This is a genomic window from Photorhabdus laumondii subsp. laumondii, from assembly GCF_003343245.1.
Classification (GTDB): domain Bacteria; phylum Pseudomonadota; class Gammaproteobacteria; order Enterobacterales; family Enterobacteriaceae; genus Photorhabdus; species Photorhabdus laumondii.
The window spans coordinates 5,057,943-5,071,470 of the sequence record NZ_CP024901.1; the positions used below are offsets into that span (position 1 = coordinate 5,057,943).

Consider the following 13,528-nt stretch of genomic DNA (forward strand, 5'->3'; position numbering starts at 1 on the left):
TCACGTAAACTTGGAGGAGTGGGAATAACGTAGATAACCGAAGTAAATTCTGCCTTTATATTTCATAATATACCCAATGGATTTCAAAATGCATCGCGGCGGCAAGGGGGTGAATCCTCGGGAGCATAGATAACTATGTGACCGGAGTAAGTGAGTACAGCCAACAAAGAGGCAACTTGAAAGATGACGGGTATATCTTCAGTTATGTGGTAATGACCATTAGTGTCAATAGCCATAAATGATTTCAGTATTCTGTGATTGTTCTCCGACTCTGCCAGCTTCCAGTACCAGTGATGAGCTGGCACAACAATATGTGCCAATATGTTAGCGAAAATAAGCATGGGTCCTAATACTACAGCCGTACTTACTTCTCTCAATAGAAAAGACACTCATAGAAAAGCTTAATTCATGCGGTTTCTCAGAGTTGTGAGTATCAAGGGAAATGCAACTTTCTGGTATCTACGGCTGTAGTACTAGAATCCAATTTAGTTATATGGATAGCGACGGTGAAAAATATTTAAGTAATAAAGGTAATGATATTAATCTTGGCGCAACAAAAACTACTGACCCAGGCGATCTTGGTGTTCCTGATGGAGCGATGATTTTTATGCATGTGTCTGTAGTATGGGGAAATGATAATGAAGCTCGTCAAACTTTTTTATACAAAAAAGGAAGTCAATCGACTGCGAGTTATGTTATCAGTGGTACAACATTAAATAATAATCTCGGCTTGATCGATGTTGCGTAATACATATAGGTCCTCTATTTATGAGGGCTTGTTCAGTGAATAACTCCCAAGAATCTCATTACTTAACCGATACTTTACCAGCCAGTAGAACTATGTTGGATATTATGGAACTCGCAATGGTTGGTGCAAAGTTAGGTTATTTCTCCACAACCCGCCTTTTCCTGAAAGGACATCTGTGACCATGACAAATCATAGTTTCCCAATTATCTCTAGTACGCTATTTTAAAAACATGTATTAATGTTAAAATTTTTGTACCATTTCTACAGAGGCGAAATCATATTCTTAACAAACTATTACAAAGATATCTTCGCTGATAACCCGATTGACTTTATTAATCTATACCCAAGGGATTTCAAGTTGCATCGCGACGGCAAGGGAGCGAATCCCCGGGAGCATAGGTAACTATGTGACCGGGGTGAGTGAGTGCAGCCAACAAAGAGGCAGCTTGAAAGATGACGGGTATATATTCGCAAACGCGTAGCACTGTCTATTCAAAAGGAGAGCTTATGAAATCAAGAGCTGCTGTTGCATTCGGACCGGGCCGTCCCCTTGAAGTCGTTGAAATCGATGTAGCCCCGCCCCAAGCCGGTGAAGTGCTGGTCAAAATCAGTCATACCGGTGTGTGTCATACGGATGCCTTCACCCTGTCAGGGGATGATCCAGAGGGCGTTTTTCCTGTCATACTCGGGCATGAAGGCGCTGGCGTAGTCGTTGAGGTTGGTGAAGGCGTCACTAGCGTCAAACCCGGTGACCACGTTATCCCTCTTTATACCGCAGAATGCGGAGAGTGCTTGTTCTGCAAATCAGGAAAAACCAATCTGTGTGTGGCCGTACGGACAACTCAAGGAAAAGGTGTAATGCCGGACGGCACAACCCGTTTTTCCTACAAAGGGCAGCCTATTTATCATTATATGGGATGCTCCACATTCAGCGAATATACAGTCGTAGCCGAAGTATCACTGGCAAAAATCAACCCGGAAGCAAATCATGAAGAAGTGTGCCTGCTAGGCTGCGGTGTCACTACCGGCATCGGTGCAGTGCATAATACCGCTAAAGTACAGTCCGGTGATTCCGTTGCCGTCTTTGGGCTCGGCGGCATTGGCCTTGCCGTTATCCAGGGCGCTCGTCAGGCAAAAGCAGGCAAGATCATTGCCATCGATACAAATCCGGCAAAATTTGAGCTGGCAAGGCAGTTCGGTGCAACCGACTGCCTGAACCCAAATGATTATGACAAACCTATTCAGCAAGTCATTATCGAGATGACGGAATGGGGAGTGGATCATACCTTCGAATGTATTGGTAATGTCAATGTGATGCGTGCTGCGCTCGAAAGCGCACACCGTGGCTGGGGGCAATCAGTGATTATTGGTGTGGCCGGTGCAGGACAGGAAATATCAACCCGACCATTCCAACTGGTCACCGGTCGTTCATGGCGAGGCACCGCCTTTGGTGGTGTTAAAGGCCGCAGTCAGTTGCCTAAAATGGTGGAAGAGGCAATGAAAGGTGAAATTGAGTTAAAACCTTTTGTTACTCACACCTTGCCGCTCGAACGCATTAATGAAGCATTCGATCTAATGCATGAGGGAAAATCCATTCGCACAGTCATCCATTACTAAGCTGTTTTACGGGAGTTAAAAACCGTGCTGTGACAGGCGGTTTTTAATAAAACAGGAAACGATAACCCTAGGTTTACCGTCAAATGAGTAAACCTGTAGGTAGGTTTTACAGAGGAAAAAGAATGGAGAGGATTGAACGCCACACTTGTTTTGGGGGATGGCAGGATGTTTATCAGCATGAATCGACCGTGCTTGACTGCACCATGAATTTTGCTGTCTACCTTCCTCCTCAGGCTGAACATCAGAAATTACCGGTGCTGTATTGGCTCTCAGGTCTAACATGTAATGAGCAGAATTTCATCACAAAATCAGGCGCTCAACGCTACGCTGCCGAACAGGGTATTATTCTCGTTGCCCCAGATACCAGCCCTCGTGGTGAGAAAGTTGCAGATGATGACGCCTATGATTTAGGTCAGGGAGCCAGTTTTTACCTCAACGCAACACAAAATCCTTGGGCGCCGCACTACCGTATGTATGATTATGTGGTGTCAGAGCTACCAATACTGATTGAAGCACACTTTCCGGTAACAACCGCTCGGGCCATTAGTGGTCATTCGATGGGAGGCCACGGCGCACTGATGATCGCACTACGCAATCCAGATCGTTACCACAGCGTATCGGCCTTTTCACCGATTGTTGCTCCTTCTCAAGTTCCTTGGGGAGAAAAAGCTTTTCGCGCTTATCTGGGCGAAGATCGTGACACATGGAAAGCCTATGACACAATCGAGCTGCTGGCTAATAACGCCGAGCCATTGCATATGTTAATTGACATCGGTACCGATGATCCGTTTCTTGAAGAGCAACTACGTCCTGAACTGCTGAAGGATGTATGCGAAAACACAGGACATCCCTACACACTGAACCTGCGCACTGGTTATGATCATAGCTACTATTTCGTCTCCAGTTTTATCGGTGAACATATCGCATATCATGCCAATGTATTGAAGGAGATTTGTATTGATAATCAATAAATTACATACGAATCCATTAATATTTTTACGATAAAAGGATGACTAAACCAATACACGGGTGGTCATTTAGTCGATTTGATACAAATTCAGACAAAAAAACCTACGTTAATAAGGTATTAAAGAAATTTTTTACTCTATTTACTTTGGGTCAATCCTGTAGAGTAGGCCGCTGATTTGAAGTGAGTTCTCCAGCGGCATCCCATCAACCCCCTGCAACAACTTTATGAAGAGTTACTTGAACAACTTAAAAGGGCAGAAGATATTAGGAAACAGACTTTTCATCGGCGACAAAATGGAACATAAGATTCTTTATGAATAAACTGAATAATCGCCAACGTCAGACATTGGGATACTAAACACTTAATGAATTATTTTTAAATCAAAAAAATTATCTTATAGTATTAGATAAAGTCATTTTCACTTATTTATAAAAATATATAGATTTTAATTAAGCATTAAGAGACAAATTATTGTCATAAACTAATGAAATAATCGACTGAGAAAAAATCAAGATGGAAAAATATCTAATAATTCATTAAATAAATACGAAATCATTTATTCACAGCGTCATGATGTTGCAATTACTATTATAAAAAAACATTATAAATTGAAATCATTACTAATCAAAACAATAAAGTCATTTTGTATAAAAATAAATATCTCATTTTATTGTGTTATAAAGAAAAAATAGGAACCATATTACATATCTAATGAAAGAAAATTACTTATTCTGGTACTTGTTAAAATAATTTTTGTTTTTTATAAAACACACATAACAATTATTTGTCCTAGTGGTTTTAATGTGTTATTTATTCCACTCGTTAAGATTTATTTTTTATTTAACACATCTTAGACGACTTACTTATTTGAATAGCTAAATGTTATTAGTTTTTTCTCAAAAGGAGACTGTAATGACATTGCAAGAAATTGGCAAGATGAGTCTTAAAAACTCAGGTGGATTCGTTGCTAGAATCCAATTTAGTTATATGGATGGCGACGGTGAAAAGCATTTAAGTCAGCAAGGTAATAATATTACTCTTGGATTAACAGATACTGTTGACCCTGGCGATCTTGGCGTTCCTGATGGCTCAACAGTTTTTATGCATGTATTTGTAGTATGGGGAAATGATAATGAAGCCCGTAAAGCTTTTTTATACAAAAAAGGAAGTCAAGTACTTGCCAGCTACAATATCAGTGGTACGACATTAAGCAATGATCTTGGTTTGATTGATATCTCGTAATACATACAAACCCACCATATTTAAATTGTCCCCCTATGTACGGATTGAAGTCCAACATTTGGGGGACAGTTCATGCTTGCACTCTCTCACGTTCCAAGCCTGAGTACACGTTTATCTGGCGTTGCTCCTAATGTTTCAGTCACCCTTCTACATGTACGCCATCACATCAAAGGTGTGTTACTGTTTATAGTTATAGAAAAATTCTTCTTCGTGATTTCAGTTACAAAAATCCCTTTGGAAAAAAATAGTTCTGTTCATCTTCAATAAAGTACTGTTATTTTAGTATAGTTATATCTTCTTATAGAGCTCCGGTATTAAATCATTACCTATTATTCGGTTGGAAATATAGAGGTGAAGGCTTGAGCGACGTTGTATTATCGAAAAACCATATTAATCCCTTTCAATCTCAGCTGGAGGAACTTGATTCAAAATTAGTTCCTATTGAGGGAGAGGCTCCTTCAGAGTTAAAAGGTACTTTCTTTAGAATTGGTCCCGGTCGCCTGCATAGGGGAGACGAATATTATAATCATCCATTTGATGGGGATGGAATGATATTTAAAGTAACGTTCAGTGATAATGGGATATTCTATAGAAACAGACATGTGTTAACAAAGGAATACTTAAAAGAGGAAGAAGCTCAAAGGTTACTGTATCGCTCGGTTGGAACCGTCCCCAAAAAACTAAAACTCAGGATGAGATTTTTTATTATTAAAAATCCGGCAAATACAAATATTGTATATCATTCTCATAAGCTTCTGGCGTTGTGGGAAGGAGGGATGCCACATTTAATTAATCCGGTAACTCTTGAGACAATTTCAAAATATGACTTTTCTGGAAAGCTAAAAGCACGATTTTCTTTCCTTCCCAAACTTAACCTTCGTGAAGTACCATTTACAGCACATCCTAAAAAAATACCAAATGATGATAATTTATATGGATTTGGTGTGACATATGGTATTGGATCTAAGTTAACGCTATACAAAATAGACAGTGCCGGCGATATGATGGTTATACGCAAAATTTCGCTTAAGAAAAGGTATTTAATTCACGATTTCATAGTGACAAAAAATTACTTTTTATTTTTTTTAGGTGGGCCGCATATAAATCTTAAGTTGAGCAATGTAATTGGCAATGAAAGCATCATTGCATCCATGAATTCACGTGAAAGTGAAGATGGCCGGGTTCTTTTAGTTTCAAGAAAATGCCATGATGTGAAATTCTATGATGCAGTTCCTGGATTTATTTTTCATTTTGCAAATGGTTATGAAGATGCCGATGGGAATGTGATTTTCGACGCCTCATTTTGGCGGTCATTCCCAGTATTTACACAGAATATATTTAAAAATAATAGTTCAGAACTTTGTCGTTTTACTTTATGCACAGCATCCGGGAATGTTGATAAAGAAATTTTATTCAGGGGGAATACTGATTTCCCAGCCATAAACCCTACAGTCTGTGGTAGACAGCACAGATATGCCTGGTTCGTTTGCTGGGAGGATTCTGACAGTGAAGGGAGATCAATAATTAAATTTGATTGTTTTGATAAGAGTGTATTAAGCCACAGTTTTGATAATGATTTGCCGGAAGAACCTGTTTTTGTAGCCAAACCGGGTGCTGTTAAAGAAGATGATGGTTGGCTTATTTTTAAGGTTTATGTCGAAAAATTGCACTGTACAGATATCGTAGTTTTAAATGCTGATGATCTCTCAATGGTGTGCAGATTACGTTTGCCGCACCATATTCCAATGGGAATGCATCACTGCTGGATAAATGAAGTTATGCTATACCCTATGGATTTCAAGATGCATCGCGACGGCAAAGAAGCAACTTGAAAGATGACGGATATATACCCTAAAGATTTCAAGATGGATCGCGACGGCAAGGGAGTGAATCCCCGGGAGCATAGATAACGATGTGACCGGGGTGAGCGAGTGCAGCCAACAAAGAGGCAACTTGAAAGATGACGGGTATAACGGGTATATAAGCCTGAAGCCTATTGTAATATAAGCTTATCATTGTTTTTCAAATGGCTTAGTGAAATTATTTACGTGATTCGGGAAATATTTATGAACGTCAGTACTGCACGAGCTATGAATTACGAAGAGACATTACTGGAGCTACAGAGTGCACTACAACAACACCTAGAACTGGTACTTCCTTCAGGAGCCCCAGATGATAAAGTCTGCGCAGCCATGCGAGAAAGTACACTGGTGTCTGGAAAACGTATCCGCCCCCTCTTATTGCTACTCATAGTCCTGGATCTTGGAGAAAACCCCTGGAAGACTGACTTTCTACAGCTGGCATCTGCAATTGAAATAGTGCATGCCGCCTCATTAATTTTAGACGATCTTCCCTGTATGGATAATGCGGAGTATCGGCGCGGACGCCCGGCTATTCATCGGCAGTATGGTGAAAGTGTAGCGATCCTAGCGGCTGTAGCCTTGCTGAGCCGGGCTTTTGGCCTCATTGTAGAAACAAACCTTTCTGAATACGATAAATCTGCTGCTGTCGCCATACTTTCCCATACAGTGGGTTTAAACGGTCTTGTCCAAGGGCAGTTTCGCGATCTGAACAATACATTATGTGCTGGTAATTATCATGCCATTGCTACCACCAACGATTTAAAAACGGGTTTGCTTTTCGACACAACATTTCAGTTAGCGGCAATTGCTGTGAATGCACCTGATATAATTCGCCAGGCATTGCGTCATGTATCACAACATCTGGGGCAAGCGTTTCAATTACTGGATGACTTGAGCGATGACCTGAATAATACAGGGAAAGATATGTATCAGGATAAGGAAAAGTTAACAATGGTTACGCTGCTCGGAAAATCTAAAGTGCATAAACAATTACGCAGGCACATCAGATACATTGATAAATATTTGGCAATAGTGTATCGCAGAAATTTAGCTTCACGATATTTTATACGACACTGGTTTGATAAAAATATTGCGATGTTTAATTAATTTCAACCTTGGCCCGAAAAAAATGAAAAAGATCGATCACACTCAGCGCAAGAATGAGCATCTGGATATTATATTCCGTCCTCCTCAAACGGAGTCCCAAGTAAGTACGGGGTTTGCTGAGTGGCGATTTCAGCATTGTGCTCTGCCAGAATTGGATCTAGACAGTATAGATCTTAAGTGTTCCCTCTTTGGAAAAATTTTGCAGGCACCACTGCTCATAAGCTCTATGACTGGAGGGGTTCATCGTGCTCATGCGATTAATCATCATCTTGCAGAGGCAGCTCAAGTACTGGGCATTTCAATGGGAGTCGGGTCGCAACGTGTTGCTCTTGAAAATGAAGCAAACGATGGGCTTAGTCGCTCACTACGCCAGATAGCTCCTGATATTCTCCTTTTCGCTAATCTCGGGGCAGCCCAAATTCGTGGCGAGCGCGGGTTTAATTAACCCGAATTCTGCTTAATCCGTCATTGAAAAATCGTCTTCTGAGTAGAAAACTTTCAGTGATGGCTTCTTCAATTTAAGGCAGTAAGCAATCAATCCACCTAAAACGCACAACAGAAAGCCTTTTATACTTCGGTGGCGGGAATGCTCTATTTGAGAAAGAGTTTTTAATTGCCCATTAATCGTTTCAATGATAAAACGCTTTTTTAACATTATCTTATCCCACTCAGCTTGCATACTCGCTTTCATGTTACGCCGTTTTTTCGTGATGAAAGTGACATCGGTTTTAGCTAAATCGTCCGCCAATTCCTGGCTGAGGTAACCTTTGTCACCGTAAAGAGAACCCGTTAATTCTTTTGATAATTCACGAACAGGTTCCCGATCATCCACATTACCCGGAGTCACTTTAAGCGCGAGAATTTCACCCTGATGATTGACAACCAGGTGTAATTTGAAACCGTAAAACCAGCCCATTGAATTTTTTCCGCGCTTTGCTATCCCCGCAAAGACCTTATGTCGAGGGATGCGAATGTTATGGCAGACACTCAAACGGGTGGAATCAATAAAAGCAATGCCTGTGGGTTTCCCTTTTAATTGAGTCAGATAGCTGCATAATGGCACCAAAACGGAAGGAGCCACACTGACAAAACGAGGATAGCTAAGCAAGGTTGGAAAATCCTTATGGTGATATTTCCAAATATGTTCTAGATAAAAATGTTTAAAATCACGGTAATGCGACATATGAAAAAGGATCAAAATGGTCATGATTTCACTGGGATACATATGACCTTGTCGGCGGCGTAAACGATGCCCGCTATCGAGACAAAATTGTTCCCATTGAGGGATGAAAAAACGGCAAAAATCATCGACATCACAGAAAATTTCAACTAAGTTGTCCATAGCCTGTTCCCCCCTCGGAGCTGTTTTTGGTGCACACCAAAACTTTGCTCCTGGAACAGGCTTCTCGTCAATTTCTTATCCAGAATTCGGGTTAATTATGCTCTGCGAGCAGTACAGATGATTGAAGCCGATGCTCTAATTATCCATCTGAATCCGCTACAGGAGGCGCTGCAACAGGGAGGAGACCGTAACTGGTGCCATATTCTATATGCTATTGAACAACTCGTAACAAAACTTGGGGTTCCTATAATTGTTAAAGAAGTAGGTTCAGGCTTATCGCTTCCTGTCGCACGCCAATTGGCAGAAGCTGGCGTCAGTATGCTGGATATAGCCGGGGCTGGGGGAACCAGTTGGGCAGCGATTGAAGCAGAACGAGCATCCACACCGTATCACCGCGCATTGGCCATGGCATTTGCTGACTGGGGAATTCCGACCGCGACAGCACTGCGTGAAATACGCGAGGCACTTCCAAATATGCCACTGATCGCCTCTGGCGGTATCAGAAATGGTGTTGATGCCGCCAAAGCTTATTGCATGGGGGCACAATTGGTCGGCCAAGCCGCTGCCGTCATACATAGTGCAGCCCTCTCCACAGATGCAGTTATAGAACATTTCCAATTAATTATTGAGCAGATAAAAGTCGCCTGCTTTTGCACAGGGAGCGCCGATATTGCTGCGCTGCGTACAGCTGTTTTGCTACCAACATGAGTCTTTCCGCTATGACTGAATATCTTTAATCTCTTTCAACAAACACGAATTTCCGTGATGTATATGACTCTTGATGAGGTTAATAACTGTGTGATTGTCGGAGGATCAACAAAATGATGTACGACTGGGATCTGATTCTGGTGGGAGGAGGATTGGCCAACGGACTGATCGCAATGCGTTTCCAGCAGTGTAAACCACATCTGCGAGTGTTGCTTATTGAAAACACAGAAACAATAGGAGGCAATCACACGTGGTCATTTCATCAACATGATCTTACTGAGGCGGAACATGAGTGGATAGCACCGCTGATTACCTATCGCTGGTCAGGTTACGACGTCATTTTTCCAGCATTTCAACGCACATTGCCACATTCATATTTCAGTATCACATCCCAACACTTTGCAAGCATACTCCATGCATATTTGGGCGAACGTATACAGACTCGTTTATTGGTACAGGAGCTGACTCCACAGAAAGTTTACTTACAGGACGGCTCGTCTCTAAGTGCTGGCGCAGTCATTGATGGGAGAGGCTGGCGACCAGGACCATTTATAGGGAGTGGCACCCAGGCATTTTTTGGTCAGGAATGGGAGCTGGAAGAGTCGCACTCTTTAACCCACCCGATTTTAATGGATACTAGTGTGGGACAGGATACAGGTTATCGATTTATCTATGTCCTGCCGTTCTCCTCAACTCGTCTGCTGATAGAGGACACTCATTACGTTGATCGGGGGCCACCTGATAAGGCTTTGTCGCAGGCTACTATCGCAGAGTACGCGAAGAAACATGGATGGAAACTGGGTAAACTCATTCGAGAAGAGAGCGGTTGTCTTCCAATTACACTTACGGGAGATTTTACCTCTTTCTGGGCACAGCTAGCAGGACAGCCCACCTGTGGGTTACGTGCAGCTTTGTTTCACCCCACAACAGGCTACTCTCTGCCACACGCTATTCGGTTGGCAGATCGTATTGTTGCTCTGCCGGAGCTTACCGATACCTCCTTATTCATTACCCTCAGGGATTACGCACGACAACAGTGGCAACACCAGCGCTTTTTCCGTCTTCTAAATCGCATGCTCTTCCTCGCTGGGGATCCACAACAACGTTGGCAGGTAATGCAACGTTTCTATCAACTTTCCCCAAATCTGATTGCACGTTTTTATGCGGAGCAACTTAATTCCGTCGACAAGGCCCGGATTCTCATAGGTAAACCACCAGTGCCGATAAAGGGTGCTCTAAAGGCAATGTTTAAACAACACAAGAAGCTTCAGGGTTTTTATTATGATTAAAGCGCTGGTAATTGGTGCTGGTTTTGGTGGGCTGGCACTGGCAATAAGGCTCCAGTCTGCGGGGATTCCGACATGTATTTTGGAGCAACGGGATAAACCAGGTGGACGCGCTTATGTTTATAAGGAACAGGGATTCACCTTTGATGCCGGCCCCACCGTAATCACCGCTCCTAATGTCATTGAAGAATTGTTTACCCAGGCTGGTAAACGTATGGCTGATTACGTCGATTTACTTCCCGTACACCCTTTTTATCGGCTCTGTTGGGAGTCGGGTAAGATGTTTGATTACGACAATGATCAGCAACATCTGGAAGCACAAATCCATACGTTCAATCCAAGAGATGTTAACGGGTATCGACGCTTTCTAGACTATTCCCGGGAAGCCTTTAATGAAGGCTACCTGAAACTTGGAACGGTGCCCTTCCTCTCTTTTCGCGACATGTTGAGTGCGGCTCCACAGTTGATACGTCTACACGCATGGCGTAGTGTTTATAGTCAGGTGGCACGCTTTATCAAGGATGAGAGCCTGCGCCAGGCATTTTCATTTCACTCGCTATTGATAGGAGGTAACCCCTTTGCTGCATCTTCTATCTATACTTTGATCCACGCACTGGAACGAGAATGGGGAGTCTGGTTTCCGCGAGGAGGAACCAGCGCTCTGGTTGAGGCAATGGTGAAATTGTTTACTGACATTGGTGGAGAAATTGAGCTTAATGCAAAGGTAAAACGCTTCACCACCCATGGCAATCGGGTCACAGGTGTCCAATTAGCTGATGGACGAAATATGACATGTGACGTTGTGGCCTCAAATGCCGATGTTATTCATACCTATAAGCACCTGTTAGGTCAGCATCCGGTCGGAATAGCCCGCGCTCGAACACTGGTGCGTAAACGAATGAGCAACTCACTGTTCGTGCTTTATTTCGGTCTGAACCATCACCATACGCAATTAGCCCATCATACAGTTTGCTTTGGTCCACGCTATAAGGAACTCATCGAAGATATTTTTTATCATGACCGACTGTCAGAGGATTTTTCACTCTATCTCCATGCCCCCTCTGTTACTGACCCATCCCTTGCTCCCCGAGGATGCGCAAGTTACTACGTTCTGGCCCCTGTACCACATTTGGGGACAGCTAATTTAAACTGGGATATAGAGGGGCCACGCTTACGTGACCGTATTTTCGCGTATCTGGAAAAGTACTATATGCCCGGTCTGCTCAAGCAGTTAGTCGTTCATCGTATTTTTACCCCATTTGATTTTCGTGACCAACTCAATGCCCATCTCGGTTCGGCCTTCTCCTTTGAACCGTTGCTGACACAAAGCGCTTGGTTCCGACCACACAATCGGGACAACCGCATTGATAATCTGTATCTCGTCGGCGCAGGCACGCATCCTGGAGCAGGTATTCCCGGCGTGATTGGATCAGCAAAAGCCACCGCCACATTGATGTTAGAGGATATCGCTAAATGAATCCTGCGCTACTTAAACACGTTACTCAGATAATGGAGCAAGGCTCAAAAAGTTTTGCCAGTGTCACCCGACTTTTCGATACAGCAACACGACACAGCACAATGATGCTGTACGCCTGGTGCCGTTATTGTGATGATATAATAGACGGGCAAGAGCTGGGGAGACAAATAAGCAGTGTTGATAAGTATAGCGCCCGCGAGAAACTTCAAATGCTGCAATACCTGACAAAGCAGGCTTACGACGGTTTGCCGATGACCGAACCTGCTTTTGCAGCCTTTCAGACAGTAGCTCTGAGTAATGAAATCCCTCAGCAACAGGCCTTCGAACATCTGGAAGGATTCGCAATGGATGTACTCTGTGAGCCTTACAGAACGTTGGATGATACTCTGAGATATTGCTACCATGTCGCGGGAGTAGTTGGGCTGATGATGGCAAGGGTTATGGGGGTTCGCGAGGCGAGTGTGCTGGATCGGGCCTGCGATCTAGGAATTGCTTTTCAGTTAACTAACATTGCTCGGGATATTATTGAGGATGCGAAGGCCGGGCGTTGCTATCTTCCGCTAGAATGGCTTCACCAAGAAGGGCTAATGCCAGACACACTTATTTATACCGAAAACCGTCCTGCGCTAGCTCGGGTGGCATCCCGATTGATTGTGGAAGCGGAATCTTATTATACCTCCGCTCTGACAGGGCTTGTTGGTTTACCTTTGCGTTCAGCCTGGGTCATCGCTTCTGCTCATGGTATCTATCGTGAAATCGGCATTAAAGTGCAACAAGCAGGAGTACGGGCCTGGGAATGCAGACAAAGAACTAATCGTGGAGAGAAGGTTACCTTATTAATGGCTGGCGCAATGAAGGCGCTTATATCTCGGGTGGCGATAACAACGCCTCGCGATCCCAAATTGTGGCAGCGACCTCATTAAAAATTAACTCCACTTTGTGGTAAAAGAACATCTATTTATGTAAAACAAAAGTGGCTGGCGCAAAGTAAATTATTTCCCCGCAACCAGCCTTTTCCTGACATGCTGCACTTCCCTTCCTCTTTCGAGGTTCAAACCCATTACTGGGTAAGGATTAGTCAGGCTCGCAATAGGTACTCCAACGGACTATGATTATCACGACATTCCGAGATAACCATTTGTTTTAAAAGTAAAAACTTTACACTCAAA

At 43.1% G+C, this 13,528-nt stretch carries 13 protein-coding genes; 12 read left to right on the forward strand and 1 reads right to left on the reverse strand.

Annotated features, from left to right (window positions below; all coding sequences use genetic code 11):
- Window positions 1–442 precede the first annotated feature (442 nt).
- The 8 genes from PluTT01m_RS22200 to PluTT01m_RS22230 all read left to right on the forward strand — a co-directional run bounded on the left by PluTT01m_RS22200 (window position 443) and on the right by PluTT01m_RS22230 (window position 7,991).
- On the forward strand, window positions 443–748 hold the full coding sequence (locus tag PluTT01m_RS22200; RefSeq protein ID WP_011148423.1) for a hypothetical protein: 306 nt from the start codon (window positions 443–445) through the stop codon (window positions 746–748).
- Between the two features lie 35 nt (window positions 749–783).
- The gene (locus PluTT01m_RS27050) at window positions 784–927 is read left to right on the forward strand and encodes a hypothetical protein (protein ID WP_157866911.1); all 144 of its coding nucleotides are present in this window, start codon (window positions 784–786) and stop codon (window positions 925–927) included.
- A gap of 328 nt (window positions 928–1,255) precedes the next feature.
- Window positions 1,256–2,365 carry an S-(hydroxymethyl)glutathione dehydrogenase/class III alcohol dehydrogenase gene (locus PluTT01m_RS22205; protein ID WP_011148425.1) on the forward strand — a complete coding sequence of 370 codons (1,110 nt, stop codon included), beginning with the start codon at window positions 1,256–1,258 and terminating at the stop codon, window positions 2,363–2,365.
- Between the two features lie 122 nt (window positions 2,366–2,487).
- Window positions 2,488–3,336: an S-formylglutathione hydrolase gene (fghA, locus tag PluTT01m_RS22210; protein ID WP_011148426.1), complete on the forward strand. Its 849-nt coding sequence runs from the start codon at window positions 2,488–2,490 to the stop codon at window positions 3,334–3,336.
- Between the two features lie 911 nt (window positions 3,337–4,247).
- Window positions 4,248–4,577, forward strand: coding sequence for a hypothetical protein (locus tag PluTT01m_RS22215; protein ID WP_011148427.1), 330 nt, complete (start codon window positions 4,248–4,250; stop codon window positions 4,575–4,577).
- A 359-nt stretch (window positions 4,578–4,936) separates the two neighbouring features.
- Complete coding sequence (locus PluTT01m_RS22220) at window positions 4,937–6,409, forward strand: carotenoid oxygenase family protein (RefSeq protein WP_011148429.1); 1,473 nt, start codon at window positions 4,937–4,939, stop codon at window positions 6,407–6,409.
- Window positions 6,410–6,643: 234 nt separating this feature from the next.
- Entirely contained in the window at window positions 6,644–7,546 is a 903-nt protein-coding gene (locus PluTT01m_RS22225) for a polyprenyl synthetase family protein (protein WP_011148430.1), read from the forward strand.
- Between the two features lie 22 nt (window positions 7,547–7,568).
- Window positions 7,569–7,991, forward strand: coding sequence for a beta/alpha barrel domain-containing protein (locus tag PluTT01m_RS22230; protein ID WP_049789804.1), 423 nt, complete (start codon window positions 7,569–7,571; stop codon window positions 7,989–7,991).
- Between the two features lie 12 nt (window positions 7,992–8,003).
- Here the strand turns inward: PluTT01m_RS22230 and PluTT01m_RS22235 are convergent, their stop codons facing one another.
- Window positions 8,004–8,888, reverse strand: coding sequence for an IS982-like element ISPlu6 family transposase (locus PluTT01m_RS22235; RefSeq protein WP_011144786.1), 885 nt, complete (start codon window positions 8,886–8,888; stop codon window positions 8,004–8,006).
- A 117-nt stretch (window positions 8,889–9,005) separates the two neighbouring features.
- Between PluTT01m_RS22235 and PluTT01m_RS22240 the strand changes: the two genes are divergently transcribed.
- From PluTT01m_RS22240 to crtB, 4 genes are all read left to right on the forward strand, one after another.
- A complete protein-coding gene (locus tag PluTT01m_RS22240) occupies window positions 9,006–9,596 on the forward strand; it encodes an alpha-hydroxy-acid oxidizing protein (RefSeq protein WP_082303141.1) in 591 nt (196 codons plus the stop codon).
- Window positions 9,597–9,709: 113 nt separating this feature from the next.
- Window positions 9,710–10,885, forward strand: coding sequence for a lycopene beta-cyclase CrtY (gene crtY, locus PluTT01m_RS22245; RefSeq protein ID WP_011148431.1), 1,176 nt, complete (start codon window positions 9,710–9,712; stop codon window positions 10,883–10,885).
- The gene (locus PluTT01m_RS22250) at window positions 10,878–12,359 is read left to right on the forward strand and encodes a phytoene desaturase (protein WP_011148432.1); all 1,482 of its coding nucleotides are present in this window, start codon (window positions 10,878–10,880) and stop codon (window positions 12,357–12,359) included. Before crtY ends, PluTT01m_RS22250 begins: the two co-directional genes overlap by 8 nt.
- Window positions 12,356–13,282, forward strand: a complete 927-nt coding sequence (gene crtB, locus PluTT01m_RS22255; protein WP_011148433.1) for a 15-cis-phytoene synthase CrtB — start codon at window positions 12,356–12,358, stop codon at window positions 13,280–13,282. The genes PluTT01m_RS22250 and crtB overlap by 4 nt, the downstream gene beginning before the upstream one ends.
- Window positions 13,283–13,528 lie beyond the last annotated feature (246 nt).